Raw genomic sequence first — 24261 nt, forward strand, 5'->3', positions numbered from 1 at the left:
ACATAGGTGCTGCTTCCACTTTTCTTTTTAGTGTACCATGTTTTCTTGGTATTTTGCTGCTTGGCGCGGTGAAAAAATGGACCATTCTGGGACCGCGTGTTTCACTTGCATGAAAATAACAGTTCGATCATCTCCTGGTAAAGAATATGTCTCTTCTAACGTTTTCACAAAACGCTCTGCATTCATCGAAGGATCTTGTAGTATTTTCTTGTAATACATTTCTTGTTTTTCGATGGATGTATTTGCAGAAAAGACACCATCCGAAAGCATCACTAATACATCTCCATCTTTTATATCCACTTTTCTGGCCTCGATCGAAAAGGTTGGTAAAAATCCAAATGGCACATGTTGACTTTCAATTTTTCGCATTTCATTACCTCTGATTAAATACGTTGACATACTTCCCGCCTTCCATGACCAAAGCTCTCCGTTTTGTAAGTCGATTAATGCTAAATCCACCGTCGCATAACTATCCGTATCGTCTTGCAAGCTCATCATGTAGTGCAACGTATGCATTGTTGTTTCCGGGTCCATTTTTTTATTCAAACATTCACGCATAAATTGCATCACTCTTCTACTTTCTCGGTGTGCCTCTACATTATTCCCCATACCATCCGATAAAATAACCGCAAGTAGACCAGGATGTAGTTGAAACACCGCATGTGCATCCCCCGAATAAATCGTATTTCTACTAGAAGAAGTATAAATATCATGCGTTACTTCGAAACGTACGGATGATTTACAAGTCATTTGTACATGTTCATACGGAAGAGTCATCTCTTTCATCGATGTAATTTCGAAAGGTTCTTTCCACAAGTCATATAAAATTGGCAATATCAGTCTTTCTCCGGTCATTTTAGCTTTTGAATCAATCGGTAAACAACATACTACTTCCATTTGACCTATTTCAATATTGAGTACATCAATTTGGAAGTATGAGATATTGCATTGCTGAAACTTTTGTTTTATTTCCTCTTCATGTGAAGTATACAATGTTACATCATTTTCCAAATTACTCATAAGCTCTCCCATATGATTACCCATATCACGAAGTTTAAGTGCGAACATTTTTTTGCCATGTTGCATTTCATATGATAATTGTTTTTTCGCCTCCTTCTCTTTTAACTCCTTCATAATTTGGGCTGGCTTTATACATTTGTACTGCATTCTCTTTTCTATATGGAACCTCGACTTATTAGGTTGCTCTTCCCATTGTTTCGTCAAAGCCGGAATTCCATTTGATTTTTCTCCCCAACATGTTTCATAACGAAAACAGGACTGACAAACGGGTAGCGCGGAGGATTGTCCTTTTTGAGCCGCTGCTTTCGGTTCAAATCGATCCGATATAAACCGTGTGATAAAGTCAACAAAATGTTGAAACTCCTGTAGCTGATGATTTACTTTTTCCGTCATCCACTTTTGCCTTTTTAAAAGTATATTTGAAGTATCCGGAAATAATTGATCCTTTAAAGTTTTGATCCAGCTAGATGGAATAATAAAAAACAATAAAGAAGCAGTAACTAGAGATCCAATATAAACGGCATCTAAAGGTAAAGTCCGATCATATAGTAGAAAGAAAAATGTTGCTCCGAGCATACCAAATGCTTGCCACAACCTTCCAAAAGGTTTATGAAGTCCCGCAAAAAAGCCAGTTAGTGCATACACAGCAATCATTCCACTAAAACTAAGCTTGGAAATACTCAAAACCGTCCCGGCGAGTACCGCAACTACCGTTGCCAACTGAACGCCACCTACTGCTGCTGATATCGCAATAACTAAATGAGTAAATATTAAGGGGACAGAAACATATCCGAAAATATAAGAAGACATCCCAGTTAATACTAGCGCTCCTATTAGTAATGCTGCCCCCATTCTCTCGGCCGTCCATCTTTTGTGGATGAAGTCTGGCATAGGAAGGAAAAGCTGAAACAAAAATATCGTCATGAATAAAGCTAGTACCCCTTCATATGCTATCGCTAACCAAACAGTACCAGGAACATCACCACTATACGAAACATACTGCCATATAGATTGGATGATTACGACGTCCATTAAAATAAAGAGAGGCACAGGTATTTTCTTTAGAATCCTTTTCGAATAAAGAGGAAATAGAATTGCCTGCAATGCATGGATCACAACTTGTCCAAGTCCTAACGTCACACTACCGAGTAAAGCTCCTGCCAATGTCCATGGAAGAAACCGTGGAAACCGTAAACTAACAAGTGCCCAAATTGGAAGAAAAAATGGTACAGAAGCTTCAAAGAGTACAACTTGTGCTAAGAAAAATGAAAGAACAAAGAAAATAACTGTAAGTGAAATGGACACTTTGCGTGCTAGTATACTTTCTATCACCTTTCTAAAAGAAAAACCTCTTTTTTGTTCTTGCTCATACATTGTTTTCAAATCATATACCTCCCCGTATTCAACTATTGATGGAATTATACCTACTGCATGTACAAAAAGTATGTCTCTTTCTGACATCATCCAATAAAAACTTTTCGACGGTTTCGGTCATGAAGTGAAACTTGTAAAAGGACTGTTCACATTTATATTGAGTGATTAAGCAAAGCCATCGGGATTGCACCAAGTGTACTGGTAGTGCCGATTAATAGATATATTTGGTCACTTAATTGAGATTCAAACCGAGACAGTTTACGATGCATATAAATTATATTTGTAAAATATTCACCACTTTTAATTTGTCGGAATAAACTTTCTTTTTATCTTTTTATAAATTTTTAAAAGAAGTATTGACACTTTAACGAAAGGCTTGTAATATATTAATTGTTCGTTAAAACGGCGGTGTAGCTCAGCTGGCTAGAGCACTCGGTTCATACCCGAAAGGTCGTGGGTTCGACTCCCTCTGCCGCCATACATTTTTATTGATTATTATCTTATACTCACACGGATAATTATCATAATAAAAATGACAAATTTTAATATGGCCCCTTGGTCAAGCGGTTAAGACACCGCCCTTTCACGGCGGTAACACGGGTTCGAATCCCGTAGGGGTCATCAAATAAAAAAAGCAATTTCAAAAGGTAAACTTTTGGAATTGCTTTTTTTTCATTTATATTAATGAAGGAGATTGCAACATGCATCCAAATAGACTCGAACCTGTTGAAGCTGCAAAACAATTTATATCTCTCCACTTTCCCAATTGCCAAGGTGCTATTTTAGCAGGGAGCATAGTCCGAGGGAAAGCGACGGAAACTTCCGATTTGGACATTGTTGTATTTAGCAAAAATATTCATTCCTCCTATAGAGAGTCACTTATTGTCGGTGGTTGGCCAATAGAAGTATTTGTTCATAATTTAACCTCTTACAAAAGTTACTTTGAAAGCGATCGTAAAAGGGCAAGACCTTCTTTACCAAGGATGATTGCAGAAGGTGTTTCCTTGAAAAATGAAGGTATTTTGGAAGCAATTCAAGAGGAAGCAAAACAACTATTAGTCATCGGTCCTGAATCATGGTCAGAAGAAACTATAAACTTAAAGCGCTATTTTATAACAGATGCTTTGGATGACTTTATCGGAAGTAATGACAGAGCGGAAGAATTATTTATCGCTAATACATTGGCTGAACTGACCAGCGAGTTTACATTACGTACGAATCGTAGATGGATTGGTGCCTCAAAATGGATCGCGCGTTCACTAAAAGAATATGATGAAGTTTTTGCAGAACAATTTGTCGAAGCTTATGATCTTTATTATAAAACCGGTCTGAAAAATGAAGTGATCAAAATGGTTGATAAAATATTACAACCATATGGTGGTCGCTTATTCGAAGGATTTTCTTTAGGGAAGTGAGACGGTGCTTAGAATTACTTTTCCAACTAAACGCCATTTCTCCCATCTAGAAAAGTTTGTATTTCCATTTAAAAGAGGCACCCTTGAAGCTTTGGGTGCCTCTTTTTTCTATTCGGTTGAAATTTGCACTCGATGATGATAGTCATGCTCCACAAAACTAGTAAAGTAATTACGAATAGTTTCTTTATGATCTCCAATGTAGAAAACCTTATCCCATTCTACTTCAGTAATTGCTTCAAGTTGTTCCATGATTTTTTGACGTTGCTGTTTTGCGTAAGAGAGGGTTTCTTTAAATGTTTGTTCATGAGCAAGGGTTGCGGCTTTTGCATTAAAGGCTTCGAAATTTGGAAACGCTTCAAGCTTTTCACCTTCTCTCATACTAGGTATACGTTGCACTAAAGTAAATCGATCCCACTCTGCTAAATGCATAATTATCTCGTTTGGCGACCACTTTCCTGTCTTGTAAGGTGTATTAGCTTTTTCTTCGTTTAACTTTGATAATGAGTCTATCCAATTCAAGTATCCTAAGTGCGCTTGTCGTATTTCCTCTTTTGTCATGACTTCCCCCTCCGATAGCATGCATCTTCAAATAAATTGTTTATACAAAAAAGGCGTCAGCTAAGCTGAACACCTTTCATCTATTAAACATTTTTTCTACCGATAAAACAGACAGCATGTTATCCTCTTTTTGCGCCTCTGCCGCCGCGCTTAGATTCAGTTGCACGCTTTAACGTAGATAAACGATCTTCACTGTCCTTTAAGAATCGTGTCATTTTTTGCTCAAAATTCTCTTTCACTGGACGATCGCGATCATTTGGGCGATTATTGCCACGTGGACGCTGAGAACGTTCTGGTCTCTCTGGTCTTTCCGCTTGAGGCTTTGCTTTACGGATAGATAATCCGATTTTGCCGTCCGCTTCAACATTCATCACTTTAACTTCGACAATGTCTCCAACCTTTAAATGCTCATTAATATCTTTCACATAATTATCCGCAACTTCACTAATGTGAACTAGACCTGTTGAGCCTCCTGGTAGCTCGACGAACGCTCCGAAGTTAGTGATTCCTGTTACTTTACCTTGTACCTTGCTGCCTACTTCAATTGACATAAAAAAAATGCTCCTCCTTAAAATTTAAGCGACTCTTTAACGAATTAGTATGATTTTTTCATACCGCTCCTACCTTTATTATAACTAACAAAAAAAGAGTGTCAATAAGACTACTCTTTTATAACTTGTTTTTTTATATTTATTTCTCTTTAGCATCTGGAAGCGTGAAGATGATTTCTCCCTCTTCTGAAAGGAAATATTCTTTTCTTAATAATTTTCCAATGTACTCATCATCATTTAATTTAGAAATTTGAAGCTTTAGCATTTCCTGTTCTTCCTGGACTTTCGCTAATTCTTCCGAGACTTTCTCTTTTTGTAATTGTTTTTGCTCTAATGTCTGATTACTGCTTACTAAGGTAGATATTAAAAATCCTACAAGCGCCAAAGACATGATTCCAAAAACAGCTAAACGCCTAAATAAACGAACCTTTTTTGCTTTTTTACGATTTTCTTGACGTTCGATAGAGCGAACATAATCTGTATTAATTGCTGCAACTTGTTTCCCAGCGGATACATTTCTTTGCTTTTCTCCCATTTCGCTCTCTCCCGTCAAAGTATCTCAATTTTTCGTGTACTTTTTATTATAACGGAAGTTGGGTTTTTTCTTAAGGGCCAAATGCCATATTTTTTTATATACAAAGTGAAACGGTCGTACTATAGTTATGATGATAAATCTTATTAATCGGAAAATTTTACTAATTATTGTTATAATTATGCGGATGACAAACCAAATGGGTTGGATTACAATACGCAAAAAAACCCTTCCAGCAAATCGAAAAATTGGCTGAAACAATTGCTCATACAAGAGAATGCCTACTATTTGTGCTAATGGATCATAAATTCTCCATATACCATCTCGCACACGAAAAAGAATATAAAAAGTCCCTAATCCAAGCACAATCCATATTATTATTTCTAGAGCAGTGCTGTATTTGAAAACAAAGGTACGCTTTGGAAAACTATTCATCACAAAGCGTGTCCCTTCAATTATCGCACCTATAAATACCCCACTCAATATCATTAATAATAAACTAAAAAATTGTAAAGAGAGTGTCATCCGAATAGTTTATGAAGTAACCCTCTAGCACCGTCTAAATTCTGCTCCTCGTCATACTGTATGGCCTTCACAATTCCATCTAGAGTTAGCAGGCCTTTGTCTACATCTAAATGGACGATTTTCAGTTCTTCTCCCTTAATGAGAAGCAATCCTTGTGATGTTCTTACATAGAACTCTTGTTGGTCAAATCGTTCAATTGCTTTTACAGAAGTTAAGTCCATTCTTTTTCGATTTCTCAGCGATATTAAATGGTCCCCCGATGGAATAGTAATTGTTTGATTTTCTGCTTGATATTGCATTTGCTCTCTCCTCTCCTTGTCCTAATGTCATTGTATGCACGTAAAAAAAAAGCATGACAAATGCGTCACGCTTTTTTTTCTAATCTTATATTTAGATTACTCTTCATCATCAATAAATGCTGGGTCTACTTTTTCTAGTCTTTCCTCTTTTATAATTGTAAACATTGATGCGGCTTCTTCTTTTTTCGCTGAATCTTTGATTGCATCAACAGAAGCGGTTACTACTTTTTGACCGAATCGAATTGATAACTCATCTCCTGCTTTGACATCGGAGCTTGCTTTTGCTACTTTTCCGTTAATCGTTATTCTTCCTTGATCCGCGACCTCTTTTGCGAGTGTTCTCCGTTTAATCAATCTAGAAACTTTTAAAAACTTATCTAATCTCATGTCAACACTACCTCTCTAGTTTCTTTGCTTCTTTCCAAAACCCATCGAGCTCTTCTAAGTCATAGTCTGAAAAGTTTCCTTTTCCATTTTGAACACTTAACTCGATAAATTGAAATCTTCTTTTAAATTTTTCATTTGCTTGTATCATTGCTTGCTCTGGAGACAGTCCATAAAATCTTGCTAGATTAACAATTGTAAATAACAAATCTCCTAGCTCATCCACTTGCGTTTCCTTTGTCCCCGATTGTAATTCTTTTTTCCATTCTCCTAGCTCTTCATGGAACTTTTCCCAAGCACCAGATACATCTGGCCAGTCAAAACCAACCTTCGCCACTTTCTTTTGATAATTGAAAGATGTTAGAAGCGTGGAGTCCGAACGCAACTCACCGTCTAATAATGATCCTGCGTACTCATCTTTTTCTTCTGCCTTTATTTGCTGCCAATTGCGCATTACGTCTTCCGTGCTATTTGCGGTGACATCCCCAAATACATGTGGATGCCTACGAATCATCTTATCCGAAATGGAGTTAAGTACATCTTCCATACTGAAGTATCCACTATCCTCTCCAATTTGTGCGTGTAAAAACACTTGTAAAAGGACATCCCCAAGTTCTTCGATAATATGATCATCATCTTCCTCGTCTATCGCCTGTAATAGCTCATAAACTTCTTCTACTGCATATTTTTTCAACGTTATATGTGTTTGTTCCTTATCCCATGGGCACCCATTAGGACCCCTTAGATCTGCAACGATTTGGCGCAGTGTTTGCCATTCCTTCAACCGTTTTTCCTGCACTCGTATAGGCGGAACATACAACGTCGTTAAATTATCAAGCTCCATAACATGATCTAACTCATATAAAGGTACTTTCGTTAGTTTTTCTTGGTTCGAACCCGCTGCCGTTACAATAGTTACCTCATAATCATCTGGATACTTTTCCATAAGCGTTAGCTTTACTTCAGACGCACTAAATGCGTCATACACCTGTCCAATCAATACATGTGATCCCATTTGAACATCATCTCGTTTAAAACTAGTTCCATCTAATAGTTGAAACCCTTCAATTGGATCAATACGTAAAGCTGCAAAAATAGGATCCAAAAAGCTTTGTCCACCTTCGATTCTAATTTTTGCATTTCCTTTTCGCTCCGCTTCGATTAATAACTGAACTGTTTGTTCTGCTACTAGCGGGTGTCCGGGCACTGCGTATGTAACGGACGTATCGTCTGCTAACTTTAGTAGTGTTTGTACTATTTCTTCATAGACGGTTTCAAATTGATCATTTTCTTCATATACCTTATCAAAACTTGTCCATATTAGACCTTCTGCTTTTAGCTCCTGCAATACTGGGTGTTGCTCTGTACGCACATATAAATGCTCTGTTGCTTTTAATTTTTTATATATACCCAAAGGCAGCTGATCCAAATCACTTGCTCCAAGTCCGATAATCGTTATTTCATTCATCTGCTCACACCCTTACTGTTCTTTATTTAACCACAACTGGAAAGTGGCCATTCGTCTACCAAATGGCAACAAAAACCACTCTTTCTCCGCTATAACACGTCTTTTTGCTAAAATAATTAAAAAAATGGTTGCTCCAATTGTAACGGCACTTAAAGATATCACTAGTGCCTCTATGCGACTAGGTAACCAATCAAAAAAGTACGCATCCGCTACTAAACTATAAACTGCAACACTTACGACCATCATTATAGACGCAATAGCAATTCCTTTGTAAAATGCGAAAGAAGCAAAACGTATCTTCCAACTTCTTTTAAAATAATAAAACATGCATACAAAAACAATTATTAAACTAATATTTCCCGCTATAGCAGCCCCTAACACGCCATATACTGGTACAAGCATACCATTTACGAGCCATTTACTACACACACCGAGCAATAAAAACAGTGTAGGAAGCTTTACTCTTCCACTTCCTTGTAGCATCGCCATCAACGTGAGAATCAGAGACATCCATACAATTTGAAAAGAAAATACCATTAAAGTGATCGATTCATCTCTCGTTTGAAAAAGCATTTCATTCACAAATGGAAGTACTACGATTAGACCTAATGCTGCAGCAATACTAAATGTAAAAGCTACTCGAAACGTAAGCTGCATAAAAGGTATTGCTGTTCTACCTTTTTCTTTATTCATTCGATGTGCGACAAGTGGAACGATTGCCAATGATAATGTAGAAGCAATAACAATACCTAGTTGTACAAGCGGTTGACCGCGATCATAGACTCCTTTTGTCTCCATAGCCTCTTGCTTCTCCAAACCACTTTCTAGAAGCATTTGAAAAATGGTAAATGAATCTACTAGCTGTAACAGTAAAAATAATAACGCACTTATACTGGCACTAATACTAATTATCGTCAAATCTTTTACAATCGGCCATATTTGTACATCTCTCTGTTTGTTATTCGTCTTCTTTCGACCAATTATTTTCCTAGAAATAGTTATTAAAAATATTACACCTGCAAGTTCACCCGCTACCGCACCGTACATTGCCATACTGCCAGCTTTATATAAATCGAAGCTCTTCGATACGACAATCCATGTACCAAGTAATATAACGGAAACTCGGGTTGCCTGCTCCACTATTTGCGCATACGCTACCGGTTGCATATGCCCGTTAGATTGAAATTCTCCTTTTAATACTGCAAGCATTGGCATTAATAAAATGACGTATGAGCCAGCTTTTAACAAGGATGCTAAATTTCCATCCCCCATCGCCTCCGCGAAAAAATTCGCTCCAACATACAGAACTATAAAAGATATTATGGAAAGTATCGCAATGTAGATAAAAGCAATTCGCCGAACTTGTGGTATTACATATTCTTTTCCGCTTGCTTTATAGTCTGATAATATTTTCGATAATGCTACCGCAAAACCATAGGAAGTCCAGGTTGTAATAATTCCTATAAACGGATAAACCTGTTGATAAATATAAAAACCTTCATCGCCAACTAGGTTTTGAAAAGGCACTCGGTACACTGCACTTAGCAGCTTTACAATAATCGCTGCAACAGTTAGCATTGCAGCCCCTTTCATATAAGTCTTCATATTCCAATCATTACTCATAGTTAAATCCTTCTTCCATCCAGCAGTGCATTTATTATAACAAGAATAACTGAAGGCGTTGGACCTGAACAATAAAAAACATAAATGGCCTTTATGTGTATCTTGTTTTTCAGCCTAGGGAGCGGTGTGCAGTATAGAAATAATGCAGCTTAAGGTAGTTACCACTTGGATTTCCGCTGGAGTCGCCGCATGCAGCGAAAATCAACAGAACTTATTAGCAAAATCAATATCTAAAATAGAACTTTGGCTTTATCAATCCCTCCTAGCGGTGACTTAGTTAGAATTACCATATGCGCAACATTACCTTGAACTCGCAACATGATGGTCCAATTGCGCAATGATAGGAGAAAGTTTGTCGTGTTCACCAGTCAGTTTGTCGTTTTCAAGATGGATTTTGTCGTATTCGAAGGTTTGTTTGTCGCGTTCACAGTGTATTTGGTCTCGCTCAACCATTTACTGGATTTCGGCAGTGATACTAATTAGTAATCAAGTCCTGTTGATTGCAGCGGAAGGCGGCAACTCCAGCGGAGGCCAACAGGATGTTGGTCACGAAGGCGTTGCCACACGATGTGGCGCACTTAGCATTCGTTCCTCTGGTGAGACAGATGAGCTATCAAAACGTACGCGCTGCGGTGATGGCTCATCGCTCACCCCGCGGAAAGCGTCCGCTTGAAGCGGAAATCCTAGCCGACACTACGATTGAGCGAAAGTATTCCATGCCATAGACTTTATAATTTTCTAAAGCACAAAAAAATCTTCCTCTTTTGTGAAAGAGGAAGACTTTTTTAGCTTTCCATTTGTTTTGCCAGGAAATTTGCAGCAGTTTCGACTGCTTTTAGTTCTGCTTCCCCGATAAAATGCACTTTTGATATTAAAAATACTGCACCAATTGGATCTCCAGATGCAATTATAGGTGCGATACAATAGGACTTAACTGTTTCAAAAATTCCAGGTACCCACTCTACAGAGTTTTCATGTTTTTCCATTACAATGGATCTCTTGCCGACTATTTCCTCTACGTCTGGACTTAGCCTACGATTTAAATAATCTTTTTTCGATAATCCAGCCGCTGCAATCATTTCATCACGGTCACTTATTAGAACCGGAGTTCCTAAAGTCTCATACAAAGTTTCCGCGTACTCTTTTGCAAAACTTCCAAGCTCGCTTATAGGTGAATACTTCTTTAAAATTACTTCTCCATCTCTATCCGTAAAAATCTCTAACGGATCTCCTTCTCGGATGCGAAGTGTTCGACGTATTTCTTTCGGTATAACCACTCGACCTAAATCATCAATACGACGTACGATGCCAGTTGCTTTCATGTAATTTGCCTCACTTTCGACAGATTGGAAACTAAAGTTCATTTCTGCCATAGTATGCATCACATTACCAAAAAATATGCAAAGTGGAATTTAGCTTACGCTATTTCTTTTTTTGCTTCTGGAAGAATTAACATCATTTCTTCTAATACATCAAACGAGTCAAACTTTCCTGTTTTCCGTTCATCTATTGTAATGACCAGATTATTATTATCCATTGTAAACCCTACTGCACGCCCGTATTTCATCGATTTCTCTACAAGGAAGGCACCATTTATATTTTGTGTGCCTTGTACACTAAAGCGAATAGAAACAATTTTATTTACTTCTTTGATAGATTCTACTCCTGCCGATTTACCAAAAACCTTCATCCGTGCAATACGTAATAATTTCTCAGCTTCAAGCGGCAAATCACCAAAACGGTCTTGTAGTTCGTCCACAAGATCCAAATACTCCTCATCCTTTTCCATTGCTTTCACACGTTTATACATTTGAATTTTTTGGTACCCATCTGGAATGTACTCATCTGAAATATAAGCATCCGTAGATAACACGATCTCTAGATCTGGAATGTCTTCTTTTTTAATCCCTGTTCTTTTTTCTTCTATTGCATCTTCTAGCATTTGTGTATACAGATCGAAACCAACTGAATCAATAAACCCATGTTGCTGGGATCCAAGTAAGTTACCTGCTCCACGAATAGAAAGATCTCGCATCGCAATTTTAAATCCGGAACCGAGCTCTGTAAACTCTTTAATTGCCTGTAATCTTTTTTCCGCTACATCAGTTAACACTTTATCTCTTTGATGCATTAAATAGGCATATGCCACCCGGTTAGAACGTCCTACCCTTCCACGTAATTGATAAAGCTGAGACAATCCCATTTTATCCGCGTCATGAATAATAAGCGTATTAACATTTGGTATATCAATACCTGTCTCAATAATGGTCGTCGTTACTAGGACATCATATTCACCTTCTAAAAAGCTAATAATAACCGACTCAAGCTCTGTTTCAGACATTTGCCCATGTGCAAACCCAACTCTTGCACTTGGCACAAGCATTTGGATTTCATCTACTTTTCGAGTGATATCTTCCACCCGGTTATACAGATAAAACGCCTGTCCTCCCCTTGCAAGTTCTCTTTCAATTGCTTCCCGGACGAGTGCTCCATTAAATTCCATAACGTATGTTTGAACAGGAAAACGGTTTTTAGGTGGTGTTTCAATAACAGATAAATCACGCACACCAATCATCGACATATGCAATGTACGCGGAATTGGTGTAGCGGTTAGCGTCATAACATCTACATTTGTTTTTAATTGTTTAATCTTTTCTTTATGCTTTACACCAAACCGTTGTTCTTCATCGACAACCAGAAGTCCTAAATCATGGTAGACAACGTCTTTTGATAAAATTCGATGCGTTCCAACTACTACATCTACCATTCCTTTTTTCAGTCCATTAATCGTTTCTGTTTGTTGTTTTTTAGATCGGAAACGACTAAGTAAACCGACTTCAATCGGAAAGTCTTGAAAACGTTCTAGCATCGTTTCGTAATGCTGTTGAGCAAGAATCGTTGTAGGACAGAGAAACGCAACTTGTTTTCCTTCCATCACTGCTTTAAAAGCCGCACGAATAGCTACTTCGGTTTTTCCGTATCCTACGTCCCCACATACTAAACGATCCATCGGACGAGCTCTTTCCATATCCTGTTTCACTTCACGAATCGTACGAAGCTGATCTTCTGTTTCTTCATAAGGGAAAGCTGCTTCAAATGAGCTTTGCATTTCACCGTCTGGCTCAAAAGCATATCCTACTTCCGCTTCTCGTTTCGCATATAGTTTTATCAATTCATCTGCAATATCTTGAACGGCCGCAGATACTTTTGTTTTTGTTTTCTTCCAGTCTGCTCCACCTAGTTTATGGAGCTTCGGATCCTTTTCTCCAGAAGCGACATACTTTTGAATAAGATCTATTTGATCGACAGGTACAAAAAGTTTGTCCTCACCGCGATATCGAATATGCAAATAGTCTTTATGAATCCCATTAACTAATAGCGTTTCTATTCCGATATACTTCCCTATCCCGTGGTGTATATGTACGACATTGTCTCCAGGCTTTATTTCGGAATAGCTTTTGATTCTTTCTGCATTTGAAACTTTTTGTGTTCTCGTTTTTTTCTTATGCCTTTGTTTAAACAATTCAGCATCGGTAATAACAGCTATTCGTTGAAGTGGTAACTCAAAACCTGCATCTAAATCCCCTTCTACGATAAATATACCGGGTTTTTGTAAATCTTTCGTAGAGGCACCTATCTTAGAAACTATTTCATAATCTTCTAGAACAGTATGAATTCTTTGAGCTCGTTCTTTTCCGTCCGCTAGAATAACGACACGAAACTTCCCTTGTATAAACCGCTCCACTTCATTTTTCAATAAGTGCATTTGTCCATGAAAGTTTTGCATCGGTTTACATGAAATGCTTACATTTTTTTTAATCGTTATGCCTGAAAATGTACGGGAAAACAAAGAAGAATAGACTTTTTCATTGGGAAGCATTTGAATAATTTCTTTTAAATGAAACGCAGGCTTTACATCATGAACGGTTTTTCCTTCTTCTAGTAGCGATAAAAACCAGTCATTCTCTTCTCTTTCTAACGTCTCAGCCACTTCTTGAATTCTTCCTAGCTCGTCAAATAAAACCAATCCGTTTTGATCGAAATAGTTACCTAAGAAGCTATTATCATCATCTAATAATGAAACGTATTTCATAAATTCTTTCGGTTGCTCACCTTGTTTCAAAAGTTCGATATCGTGTTGAATATGTTGATAAAATTGATCCTTCATTTCCTGTAATTTTACTTTTTTCAAGCTTTCCGCTAAAGATTGCTCTAATTTTTGTGCAAGTAACTTCTTTTTACTTTCTGTTAAGACATACTCGGTAGCTGGTAGTATTCGAATATCCTTTAATTTTTCTAAAGAACGCTGATCTTCTGCAGAGAAAGTTCGAATCGAATCCACTTCTGTATCGAATAGCTCAATACGTATCGGGTTTTCTAAATACAAAGGATAAATATCAATGATTCCGCCTCTTAAAGCAAACTCTCCTGGGGCAGTAACCATAGGTTGCCTTACATATCCCATATCCACTAAACTTTGGAGAAATGACTCCAGAATAACCTCTTCGCCTTCAACAATGGAGATTGTACTTTCCTTCCAGTCTTTTACGTTGGGCATATGCTTTTTCAATCCAGCGATTGGGACTATATAAATTCCGTTTTTTTTCGTCAGCATATGATCTAATGCTTCAAGACGTTGTGCACGAAGCTCTGGGCTCGTAATGGATATATCTGCAGCTATAAGCTCGTCTGCAGGGTATAGGCGCACTAAATCCTCTCCAATAAGTTTTACTAAGTCCTCTGTCAGTTTTTGAGCATGGAGCAAGTTCGGAGTAACAATTAAAATAGCTTTCTGACGAGCTTTGTACAGCATTTCTGTGAAGACAGCTCTTGCACTAGAAGTAAGTCCGGTTATTAGTTGTTGATCACTTCCGCTCTCTAATTCTCTTACTAGTTTTTGTATATGTGTATCTTCGATTAATAGATTGCTTAAAAGTTCCATTCAATCCTCCCCTATCCAACAAACAAAAGAACTTCTTTGAATGAGTACAAAACAGAAAAGGCTTTGTGCACGAAATCGTGCCAAAGCATCTTTACTGTATCCACTTTTTTAATGCATAGTAGTTTGGAAACGTTTGAAGAGAATTTTGACATTCTTCACATATGCATTGTACGGTATACTCTCCCTCAGCTCCATTTACTATGTATTCATGTTGTTCTTCCGGTGTTATTTCGTGTTTAGTTAGAAACTGCTCATCTATACTATCAAATGGTAATTGACCAATTTCTGTTTCACAATGGCGACATTTATAATGAATCGGCATAACCATCAAACCTCCTTTTAGGAAGTATAGGTCTTTTCGTTAATATTTATGCACCATTGTATTTATTCATCACTTCTAAAAAACTTTTCGACAACCAATCTTCGCATGCATCGGCACTTTTTTTCACTGCTGATTCTATTTCGATTCTTTCGTCGTCGCTGAATTTGGAAAGCACATAATCCGGAACCTTCATCCCATTCGTAGGTCGATCAATCCCTATTCGGATTCGGTTAAAAGCCTGCGTCCCGATGTGCTGTATAATTGATTTAATGCCATTATGTCCGCCAGCACTTCCTTTTTGACGAAGTCGAAGCTTTCCTGCTTGTAGATCTAGATCATCATAAATAACTACGAGGTCATCGTCGTTTACTTCAAAATAATTCATCATTGGCACGATACATTCACCCGATAAGTTCATGTATGTTAATGGTTTCAAGAGCATCACTTTTTCTGTGCCGACATGGGAAATACCATACATTCCATTAAACTTGGATTGTGTGAGGGGTATGTTGAAGCGATTTGCAAGCTCGTCTATTACATGAAAACCAATATTATGTCTCGTAGCTTCGTATTGCTTACCCGGATTTCCTAGACCAACAATAATTTTCATTCATTTCCATTCCTTTAATCCGTATTTCCTTTATTTTATCACAAACAAAAGAGATTGCCTTAGGACAATCTCTTTTGTTTTATTATTCTTCTGTTTTTGCTTCTTCAGCTGTTTCTCCTGTATCAGTTTCCTCTGTATCTTCTACTCTTGGTGCTGACACAGTAGCTAATGTATAATCATCATCATTAATTATGGTGTATTCTATTTTATTACGAACATCTGCAACTGTTAACGTGTCACCAATTGCCATTTCCGAAATATCAATGTTAATGCTTTCAGGAATACTAGATGGCTTCACGGTAATCGTTATTTCTCTATTTGGTTGTTGCAGCAATCCACCTTCTGACACACCTACTGAATTACCAACAGTATTTACTAAAACATTTACTTCTAATTCCTCTTTCATGTTAATCGCTAGGAAGTCTGCATGAATCATTTGACCTTTTAGAACATTCATCTGATAATCACTCATCACGACGTTAACTGTTTTGCCGTTAAGTTCAAGCTTAATGACTCCATTACGACCAACTTCACGGAGTGTTTTGGTTAAATCTTTTTCTTCTACTGCAATTGGTTGTGACTCTACTTCAAAACCATACACTACAGCCGGAATATATCCATTATTTCTTAATTTGTTTTTTTCTTTTGGACCTCTTGCTTGTGATTTTACAACTGTACTCATCTATTTCTCATCCTCCCGATAGGTTCTATCACTATATATACCCACCACCGGAAGTTTTCAAACATTTATTAATTACACCTCGGCGTAATTGTGTCCAAATTTCGAATTACGCTTAGTTCTGCATGATGAAAGTCAGTTAGCCGTTGTCACACGGATGCAACAACGGCTAACTTCATTTTAATAATCCCTATTGATTAAAGCTATAATCAGTCAAACAAAGTACTAACTGATTTCTCTTCAAATACACGTACGATTGCGTCACCTAATAGTTTTGCTACTGATAATTCTTTAATTTTGGGAGACGTTTTTTCTTCTGATAATACAATAGAATTCGTAATAACTAATTCCTTAATTACTGAGTTATCGATACGTTCAATAGCTGGACCTGATAGTACTGCGTGCGTACAGCAAGCATATACTTCTTTTGCACCACTTTCCATTAACGCTTGCGCTGCAATAGAAATAGTACCAGCAGTATCAATAATGTCATCGATTAATATAGCAGTCTTACCTTCTACATTACCAACAATATTCATTACCTCTGCAACATTTGGACGCGGACGACGTTTATCGATAATAGCAATCGGTGCTTTTAAGCGATCCGCCATTTTACGAGCACGTGTTACACCACCATGGTCAGGAGATACAATAACTAATTCAGAAGGATCAATATCTTTTTCTAAGAAATAATCTGATAAAATCGGTGCTGCCACTAAATGGTCAATCGGAATATTAAAGAATCCTTGAATTTGTGGAGCATGTAAATCCAATACGATAGCACGAGTTGCCCCTGCTGTTGTTAAAAGATCTGCTACAAGCTTAGCTGTAATTGGTTCACGAGCACGTGCTTTTCTATCTTGACGAGCATAGCCATAGTAAGGTAATACAACACTTATTGTACGAGCCGATGCACGTTTTAAAGCATCTAGCATGATTAGTAATTCCATGATGTGTTCATTTACAGGGGCAGAAGTTGATTGGACGATAAAAACATCACATCCACGGATACTTTCCTCAATATTGATTTGAACTTCGCCGTCACTAAATCTAGTAACTGTGCTTTTTCCTAGTGGAACTCCTACTTCTTTTGCGATTTCTTCGGCTAATTCTTTATTAGAATTTAAAGTGAATATTTTCAACTTCGAATTTGCATATTGTTCTGACATGATAATCCTCCTGAGGAATCGGTTATTTTAGTTTATTTACATAGCCTTCTTTATTTTCTTGTCGTGCACGACCTATTGCAAGTGCTTCACCAGGGACATTTTTTGTAATAGTAGAACCAGCAGCAACATAAGCATTATTACCAATTGTAACAGGTGCTATTAAATTGGAGTTACATCCAACAAAGGCATCGTCTTCAATTGTTGTTACAAATTTATTTTTTCCATCATAATTTACTGTAATCGTTCCACACCCAATATTAACATTTGAGCCAATCGAAGCGTCACCCATATAACTTAAGTGAGAAATTTTACTGCCATTTCCTACTGTCGATTTTTTCACTTCAACAAAATTACCAATCTTCACGTCATTTCCAACATCAGATTGTGGTCGAATATGCGCAAATGGACCAATTGCTGTATGATCGCCGACTTCACTCGATAATACAACGGATGAATGGATTGTTGTTCCGTTTCCGATAATACTTGAAACAAGATGACTATTTGGACCAATTATACAGTTTTCCCCAAGGGTAGTTTTTCCTTCAATAATAACGCCAGGTTGAATGACAGTGTCTGCACCAATTACTGCATCGCTACTAATATATGTACTTTGAGGATCAATAATTGTTACGCCTTCACGCATATGATGATAAGCAATACGTGTTCGCATAATTTGTTCTGCTTGAGAAAGTGCAATTCGATCGTTTACTCCAAGAATTTCGTCAAAATCATTTGCTGCAAACGCAGAAATTACTTCTCCTTCTTTTTGTAAGATTTCGATCACATCCGGTAAATAATATTCACCTTGTGCATTTTCGTTTTTCACTAATTTTAACGATTTGAATAATGCTTCATTATCGAAACAGTAAGTACCTGAGTTAATCTCATCTACTAGCTGTTCTTCTGCAGATGCATCTTTTTGCTCTACAATACTTTTTACGTTTCCACCTTCTGCACGGATAATTCTTCCATACCCAGTTGGATCATTAGCAATTGCAGTTAAAATCGTTGCTTTAGCTCCTGTTTGTTTATGATGATTTAATAAATCTCTCATTGTTTCCGCTGTAATAAGTGGTGTATCCCCACAAATCACTATAGTGGTTCCAGATAGACTGGCAAGTGTTGTTTCTGCTTGTAAAACTGCATGCGCTGTTCCTAGTTGCTCTGCTTGAAGTACATACTCACTTCTACTTCCTAGTTCACTTTGAACAACTTCCGCACCATGACCAACAACAGTCACGATTTTTTCAACGCCTAGCTTTTCCATGTTATCGATAACATGTTCTACCATAGGCTTTCCACATACAGGATGCAGTACTTTATATAGACTTGACTTCATACGAGTTCCCTTACCAGCTGCTAGTACAACCGCAAAAGTATTTGTCATTTTCCGATTTCCCTCCAGTGGGCTAATTTCCTCTTTTGACTATAGCGGAAATGGAGCGATTTTTCAAGGAAATATCTCTTGACAAATACATGACAAAACAAGTATTATAGATAAATTTATTGCACAAAAAAAACCATCTCTGAATAGAAATGGTTTTGTTGTGCATTTTTAACTTGTATAAACTACTGCACACAGCTCATTGCAGAAGCACGTCGCTCCTCAGCTTCATCATATGAGAAAAAACTGTGTTGGTAGAAGTGAGCTTGTGCTTTTCTTATATTACATGCTTGCTTCTGTTAGTTTCTTTTCCTCTGCATCGCTACTTAAATGATACGCATAAAGTACCGCTTCTTGAATTTTGTTTCTAGTTCCAGGATTTATCGGATGGGCAATATCCCTAAATTCACCTTCTGGAGTTCTTTTACTAGGCATTGCAACAAATAACCCTGTATTCCCATCTATCACTCGAATATCATGCACAACAAACTCGTTGTCCAGTGTAATGGAAGCGATAGCCCGCATTCGACCATCTGTTAGTACTTTGCGTAACCTCACGTCAGTTACTTCCATTTAATCACCACCCTTTTTCATAGTTGCATCTCTTTCTATCAATTACTATTCCACAAGAATTTCTTTTTTCCTTCTTTTAAATAAGAATATTTTTAATATTATAAAATAAAATTACTGTTTTAAGGATATAGTTCGAGCTATATAGAGATAACACTATGATTTTCGCCGCCGGCGGACGCTTTCCGCCGGGTGAGCGATGAGCCATCAACGCCGCTTACGCGTACGTTGTGATGTCTCATCTGTCTCAACAGATGAACGAAAGGCTAAGTGTGCCACATCGTGTGGCAACGCTTCCGTGACCAACATCCTGTTGACCTCGGCTAGAGTCGCCGCCTTTCGCTGCAATCAATGGAACTTGCTGACTAATCAATAGCTAAATTGAATAGAGCACTAAGGTTTATCAACATCCCTAGCAGTTACTTAGTGAGAATCATTTTATGCACATTATATAATTACACGCAATATTCCAGAGCATATTCGCAATAAATATAAAAGCAAATTAGAAAATGCCATCTCAGGACAAGTGAAGGCTTTACTATGAGAAAGTATGTAGCATTCGCAGTGGATTCCGTCTCATTCAACCATTTATTGGATCTTATTTTCAGTAAATGCTACATAAGAGTGGATTAAGGGCGGCGACTCCAGCCGAAATAGAAGATCTTTTCTGCACCGAAAGCGAAGCGGCAAGTGCATGAGCTGAAGACCCCGTAGGATCGCACAAAGGAACGAAGGCTAAGAACGCCACCTCGTGTGGCGACGCCTTCGTGACCAACATCCTGTTGGCCTGAGGAGGCTGAAGCCATGCCTGCTGAAAGCGTCCGGCCAGCAGCGGAAACTTATTAATGCGCATTATTCCTATATTGTGCTTAATATAAAAAAAGCATGTTCTCCGAAGAAAACATACTTTTTGTTTAAACTAATGCAATTACTTCAATTTCTACTTTTACATCTTTCGGTAGCCTTGCTACCTCTACCGCAGAACGGGCTGGTTTATGCCCAGCGAAATGTTTCTCATATGCTTCATTAAATTCAGCAAAATCATTCATATCTTTCAAAAACACCAATGTCTTTACGACTTTGGATAAGGAAGAGCCAGCTTCTGTTAACACTGCTTCTAAATTAGCAAATACTTGTGCTGTTTGTTCTGTAATAGAACCTTCTACAACTTCTCCCGCTGGAGTTAGTGGAATTTGACCTGAACTATAAAACATTCCATTTACAATAACTCCTTGTACATAAGGTCCGATTGCTGCTGGTGCATTAGTTGTTGATACTGCTTTCATCTAAACTTCCACCCTTCACAAAATAATTTCCTTCTGTTAAAGCAATAGTACCACTTTTTTCATTTACTTCGTGTAGTTTTACAAGAGATAAATAGTCATCCACCAACTGCTCACCTTTATGCTCTGCTTCTACTAATACTGCAATACCTGCAAGCTCACAATTGAATTCTTCCAGTAAACTCTTCATCCCGTTAATCGTTCCACCGACTTTCATAAAATCGTCAGTGATCAACACACGTTGTCCTTTTTCCATACTTCTTTTAGAAAGAACCATCGTTTGAATACGTCTTGCAGATCCAGATACATAATTAATGCTTACCGTCGGACCTTCTGTAACTTTACTGTCTCTTCGAACAACAACTACTGGCACATTTAAATGTCTTGCTATGGCGTGTGCAATAGGAATTCCTTTGGTAGCAACCGTCATAATGGCATCTATTTTTTCACTCGCAAAAGCAGAAGCAAACACTTTCCCAACTTTATTCATTAAAGTTGGGCTTCCTAACAAATCTGTCATGTATAAATAGCCACCGGGTAACAACCGTTCTGCTTTAGAGAGTTGTTCCATCAACTCTTCCGCTACAATTTTTACATCTTCATTCGTCATCGTCGGAATAAACTTAACACCGCCTGCTGCTCCAGGTACAGTTACAAGTAAACCTCTGCCTCTTTCTTCAAATGTTTCTTTTACAATCGTTAAATCTTCACTGATGGAAGATTTGGCCGATTCGTATAAAGAAGCAAAAAATGTCAAAGGGATTAATTTATGAGGATGTTCCATTAAGAATTGCGTCATGTCTACTAATCGTTCACTTCTTTTCCACTTCATCCAATCACCTCCAAACACGAATATTTTATAAAAAACTTAACACAAACATCCGCATTTAAGCAAGTGTGTCTCTGTCTCCAATTAATCGAACAGCGTATACTTCATCGCAAAACCCGCGAAGTCCGTTATATACTCTTTGTACTCTGGATTCCTGATTTACTAACCCAAATACAGTTGGACCACTACCACTCATCAATACGGCATCTGCCCCAAATTTTTGCATCTGATCTTTTAGTACTGCCACTTCTGGATATAAATTCAATGTAACCTCTTCTAGTACATTCCCTACAGATGCACACATCAAATCAAAATCTTTTTCCTTAATAGATCTAATCATTTGCTCTGTATTCGGATGTATTATGTCGTTTATTTTTAAATTTCCATAAATATCCGCAGTTGAAACTCCGAGTGTTGGCTTCGCAAGAATAACCCAGCAATTTGCAGGAGATGGCAGCTTTTCAATTTTTTCACCTCTACCAGTTGCAAGTGCTGTTCCACCATATACACAAAAAGCTACATCTGAACCAATTTTGGTACCTATTTGAGCAAGCTCGTCCAATGTAAGTCCTAAATTCCATACCGTATTTAGTCCTCTTAAAGTGGCAGCTGCATCACTACTTCCGCCAGCTAGTCCGGCCGCAACAGGAATGTTTTTTTCAATTTTTATCGAAACGCCCAATTTCACATGGTACATTTCTTGTAATATCTTCGCAGCCTGATATGCCAGATTACGATGATCATTTGGAACAAAACGATCGACCGATAATATATGTATAGCTCCATCTTCTCTTATTTCCAATCCAATACGGTCTGCTAAATCAACAGTCGTCATAATCATTTCGACTTCATGGTAACCGTCTGGACGTTTATGTAGTACATCAAGGGTTAGGTTTATTTTGGCAGGTGCTTTTACATAGTACATCCCATCTGCTCCTTTTCTAACATATATTGTCCCCTATTTTACCACAGTACATAAGAAAAGCGGAAGCGCCTATGTCTGCGGGATATACTCTAAGGTCGCAACGGATGCATGACCCGTATCGTGCTGGCCTAAAAAAAGAAAAGGCAGATTTCTCTGCCCTTTCTAGTTGCTAATTGTTATCTATTTGAGAATCTCGCTTACTTTGGTGATTTCATTTGTTGTTCGGCCATTTCAATTGCCCTTTTCACCATATTACCTGCATCACGTGATTTAATTCCACCCCAGCCCTCGGTTTTGACTACATCATAAAATCCAAGATCTTTTGCTATCTCTTCTTTTAATTCATTAGACATAATACCTTTTCTAGCCATGTGGTGAATCCTCCTTTTCAACAACTAGCTTTCATAGTATGTCCTAAAAAATAAAAAAAACTCTTTTTCCATTCCAAAGAACAGAGAAAGAGTTTTTTTCTAATATAAAATGTAAAAGTTCTAAATACTCATTTTACAACGATTAAATTATTTGCTTCATCAAAAATAGTGATTTCTACTGCTTCTGTCAAAATGTCTGCATAACTATAAGATACACGTTCAAAAGAATTTTCATCTTGATCCAAGTCGATAACGAATACGGCATGATAAGTTTCTCTTAGTACACCAGCTCGCTCGATTGTTTTCTTACGTCCCCCGTTTGCTTTTAATTGCAAACGCTTGCCTAAATGATGATCTAATGACTTCTTAATATCAGCTAAAGTTTTTGGCATTCCGCTTACACCTCACTGAATATTACTATACCATCTATTTATTTTATTGTCAAACAAAACATTTTAACAACCAAAAGCACTCTTTGTCAACGTTTTTTTTTCATCCTATGACTACTTTCGATTATAAACATTACTAATATTGTAACAAGTAGCATTAATGAAAATGAGAATATAATTCATCCGCTAACTGACCAAATTCCTCAATAGTTAGAGTTTCACCTCTTCTAGTTGGATTAATACCTACTTTTTCTAAAGATTGTAGGATTAACTCTTTTTTCTGCTTCCCGTTTGGTAAAGAGGATTGCAGATTATTAATAATCGTTTTTCTTCTTTGTACAAATGATCCTCTTGATACTTGAAATAAAAAGTCTTCATCAATAACTTGTACGGGCGGTGTTTCATGACGTGTTAGCTTAATAACCGCAGATTCTACATTAGGTTGAGGCATAAAAACTGCTTTAGGAACAATCATTGCTACTTCTGCTTTCATATAGTATTGAATGGCTATAGAAAGTGAACCGTATGCTTTTGTTCCAGGTTTTGCAGTAATTCGATCCGCTACCTCTTTTTGCATCATGACAACCATTCCTCGAACGGGTAGGCGGTCCATTAACAATTTTAACAAGATAGGCGTTGTGACATAGTAAGGCAAGTTCGCCACGACCATAACATCGTTATAGTTCTCTAGTTTTTCTGCGAATATTTGTTTTACGTCTGCTTTTAATATATCTGAATGGATAATTTCTACATTATCGTATGGGGATAGTGTATCTTCTAATACCGGTAGCAGTCGTTGATCAATTTCAAAAGCAATTACTTTTCCTGCTGATCTTGCTAAATGCTCTGTTAAAGCACCAATTCCTGGTCCAATTTCAATCGCTGCAGAATCTTTTGTAAGCTCAGCATGACCTACGATATTGCGTAAAATATTCGGATCGATTAAAAAATTTTGTCCTAGACTCTTCTTAAATGAAAAACCATATTTTTTTAGTATTTCTTGCGTGCGAACTGGGGTAGCTATATCTTTTTGCATAAA

At 37.5% G+C, this 24261-nt stretch carries 24 protein-coding genes and 2 tRNA genes; 3 read left to right on the forward strand and 23 right to left on the reverse strand.

Features of this window, described 5'->3' with window-relative positions; genetic code table 11:
* Positions 1-27 precede the first annotated feature (27 nt).
* Complete coding sequence (locus tag BMZ04_RS19700; RefSeq protein WP_255368028.1) at positions 28-2394, reverse strand: SpoIIE family protein phosphatase; 2367 nt, start codon at positions 2392-2394, stop codon at positions 28-30.
* A 404-nt stretch (positions 2395-2798) separates the two neighbouring features.
* Here BMZ04_RS19700 and BMZ04_RS19705 point away from each other — a divergent pair.
* The 3 genes from BMZ04_RS19705 (at position 2799) to BMZ04_RS19715 (ending at position 3809) form a co-directional block, all read left to right on the forward strand.
* Positions 2799-2872, forward strand: a tRNA-Met gene (locus tag BMZ04_RS19705).
* Between the two features lie 71 nt (positions 2873-2943).
* A tRNA-Glu gene (locus tag BMZ04_RS19710) sits at positions 2944-3015 on the forward strand.
* 80 nt (positions 3016-3095) lie between these two features.
* On the forward strand, positions 3096-3809 hold the full coding sequence (locus BMZ04_RS19715; RefSeq protein ID WP_093276411.1) for a nucleotidyltransferase domain-containing protein: 714 nt from the start codon (positions 3096-3098) through the stop codon (positions 3807-3809).
* Positions 3810-3917: 108 nt separating this feature from the next.
* On the opposite strand, the gene BMZ04_RS19720 is transcribed toward BMZ04_RS19715, so the two are convergent.
* The 22 genes from BMZ04_RS19720 to rsmA form a co-directional block, all read right to left on the reverse strand.
* Positions 3918-4367 carry a DinB family protein gene (locus tag BMZ04_RS19720; RefSeq protein WP_093276420.1) on the reverse strand — a complete coding sequence of 150 codons (450 nt, stop codon included), beginning with the start codon at positions 4365-4367 and terminating at the stop codon, positions 3918-3920.
* A gap of 119 nt (positions 4368-4486) precedes the next feature.
* Positions 4487-4918, reverse strand: coding sequence for a S1 domain-containing RNA-binding protein (locus tag BMZ04_RS19725; RefSeq protein ID WP_093276424.1), 432 nt, complete (start codon positions 4916-4918; stop codon positions 4487-4489).
* Between the two features lie 139 nt (positions 4919-5057).
* The gene (locus BMZ04_RS19730; protein ID WP_093276429.1) at positions 5058-5453 is read right to left on the reverse strand and encodes an FtsB family cell division protein; all 396 of its coding nucleotides are present in this window, start codon (positions 5451-5453) and stop codon (positions 5058-5060) included.
* A 24-nt stretch (positions 5454-5477) separates the two neighbouring features.
* Positions 5478-5975, reverse strand: a complete 498-nt coding sequence (gene yabQ / locus BMZ04_RS23215) for a spore cortex biosynthesis protein YabQ (protein ID WP_093276433.1) — start codon at positions 5973-5975, stop codon at positions 5478-5480.
* Entirely contained in the window at positions 5972-6274 is a 303-nt protein-coding gene (gene yabP, locus BMZ04_RS19740; RefSeq protein WP_093276438.1) for a sporulation protein YabP, read from the reverse strand. The genes yabQ and yabP overlap by 4 nt, the downstream gene beginning before the upstream one ends.
* A 96-nt stretch (positions 6275-6370) precedes the next feature.
* Positions 6371-6661: an RNA-binding S4 domain-containing protein gene (locus BMZ04_RS19745; RefSeq protein WP_093276442.1), complete on the reverse strand. Its 291-nt coding sequence runs from the start codon at positions 6659-6661 to the stop codon at positions 6371-6373.
* A 7-nt stretch (positions 6662-6668) separates the two neighbouring features.
* Positions 6669-8126, reverse strand: coding sequence for a bifunctional methyltransferase/pyrophosphohydrolase YabN (gene mazG / locus BMZ04_RS19750; RefSeq protein ID WP_093276447.1), 1458 nt, complete (start codon positions 8124-8126; stop codon positions 6669-6671).
* Positions 8127-8138: 12 nt separating this feature from the next.
* A complete protein-coding gene (locus BMZ04_RS19755) occupies positions 8139-9749 on the reverse strand; it encodes a putative polysaccharide biosynthesis protein (protein WP_093276451.1) in 1611 nt (536 codons plus the stop codon).
* 785 nt (positions 9750-10534) lie between these two features.
* Positions 10535-11071 (reverse strand): stage V sporulation protein T, encoded by a 537-nt coding sequence (gene spoVT, locus BMZ04_RS19765; RefSeq protein ID WP_093276590.1) that lies wholly within the window; start codon positions 11069-11071, stop codon positions 10535-10537.
* Between the two features lie 95 nt (positions 11072-11166).
* Positions 11167-14691: a transcription-repair coupling factor gene (mfd, locus tag BMZ04_RS19770; protein WP_093276461.1), complete on the reverse strand. Its 3525-nt coding sequence runs from the start codon at positions 14689-14691 to the stop codon at positions 11167-11169.
* Positions 14692-14782: 91 nt separating this feature from the next.
* On the reverse strand, positions 14783-15013 hold the full coding sequence (locus BMZ04_RS19775) for an anti-sigma-F factor Fin (protein WP_093276466.1): 231 nt from the start codon (positions 15011-15013) through the stop codon (positions 14783-14785).
* A 46-nt stretch (positions 15014-15059) separates the two neighbouring features.
* On the reverse strand, positions 15060-15623 hold the full coding sequence (pth, locus tag BMZ04_RS19780) for an aminoacyl-tRNA hydrolase (protein ID WP_093276472.1): 564 nt from the start codon (positions 15621-15623) through the stop codon (positions 15060-15062).
* 82 nt (positions 15624-15705) lie between these two features.
* A complete protein-coding gene (locus tag BMZ04_RS19785) occupies positions 15706-16305 on the reverse strand; it encodes a 50S ribosomal protein L25/general stress protein Ctc (RefSeq protein ID WP_093276477.1) in 600 nt (199 codons plus the stop codon).
* Between the two features lie 206 nt (positions 16306-16511).
* Positions 16512-17471 carry a ribose-phosphate diphosphokinase gene (locus tag BMZ04_RS19790; RefSeq protein WP_093276482.1) on the reverse strand — a complete coding sequence of 320 codons (960 nt, stop codon included), beginning with the start codon at positions 17469-17471 and terminating at the stop codon, positions 16512-16514.
* Positions 17472-17493: 22 nt separating this feature from the next.
* The gene (gene glmU / locus BMZ04_RS19795) at positions 17494-18858 is read right to left on the reverse strand and encodes a bifunctional UDP-N-acetylglucosamine diphosphorylase/glucosamine-1-phosphate N-acetyltransferase GlmU (RefSeq protein ID WP_093276487.1); all 1365 of its coding nucleotides are present in this window, start codon (positions 18856-18858) and stop codon (positions 17494-17496) included.
* 279 nt (positions 18859-19137) lie between these two features.
* Positions 19138-19428 (reverse strand): septation regulator SpoVG, encoded by a 291-nt coding sequence (gene spoVG / locus BMZ04_RS19800; RefSeq protein WP_093276492.1) that lies wholly within the window; start codon positions 19426-19428, stop codon positions 19138-19140.
* A 911-nt stretch (positions 19429-20339) separates the two neighbouring features.
* On the reverse strand, positions 20340-20711 hold the full coding sequence (locus tag BMZ04_RS19805; RefSeq protein ID WP_093276497.1) for a RidA family protein: 372 nt from the start codon (positions 20709-20711) through the stop codon (positions 20340-20342).
* Complete coding sequence (gene purR, locus BMZ04_RS19810) at positions 20689-21540, reverse strand: pur operon repressor (protein WP_093276500.1); 852 nt, start codon at positions 21538-21540, stop codon at positions 20689-20691. Before purR ends, BMZ04_RS19805 begins: the two co-directional genes overlap by 23 nt.
* Positions 21541-21595: 55 nt before the next feature.
* Entirely contained in the window at positions 21596-22462 is an 867-nt protein-coding gene (ispE, locus tag BMZ04_RS19815; protein WP_093276505.1) for a 4-(cytidine 5'-diphospho)-2-C-methyl-D-erythritol kinase, read from the reverse strand.
* Between the two features lie 197 nt (positions 22463-22659).
* On the reverse strand, positions 22660-22833 hold the full coding sequence (locus tag BMZ04_RS19820; RefSeq protein ID WP_093276510.1) for a small, acid-soluble spore protein, alpha/beta type: 174 nt from the start codon (positions 22831-22833) through the stop codon (positions 22660-22662).
* Positions 22834-22961: 128 nt separating this feature from the next.
* A complete protein-coding gene (gene veg / locus BMZ04_RS19825; protein WP_053591096.1) occupies positions 22962-23225 on the reverse strand; it encodes a biofilm formation stimulator Veg in 264 nt (87 codons plus the stop codon).
* 154 nt (positions 23226-23379) lie between these two features.
* Positions 23380-24258 carry a 16S rRNA (adenine(1518)-N(6)/adenine(1519)-N(6))-dimethyltransferase RsmA gene (gene rsmA / locus BMZ04_RS19830; protein ID WP_093276514.1) on the reverse strand — a complete coding sequence of 293 codons (879 nt, stop codon included), beginning with the start codon at positions 24256-24258 and terminating at the stop codon, positions 23380-23382.
* Between the last annotated feature and the right edge of the window lie 3 nt (positions 24259-24261).

The organism is Psychrobacillus sp. OK032, assembly GCF_900111345.1.
GTDB lineage: Bacteria > Bacillota > Bacilli > Bacillales_A > Planococcaceae > Psychrobacillus.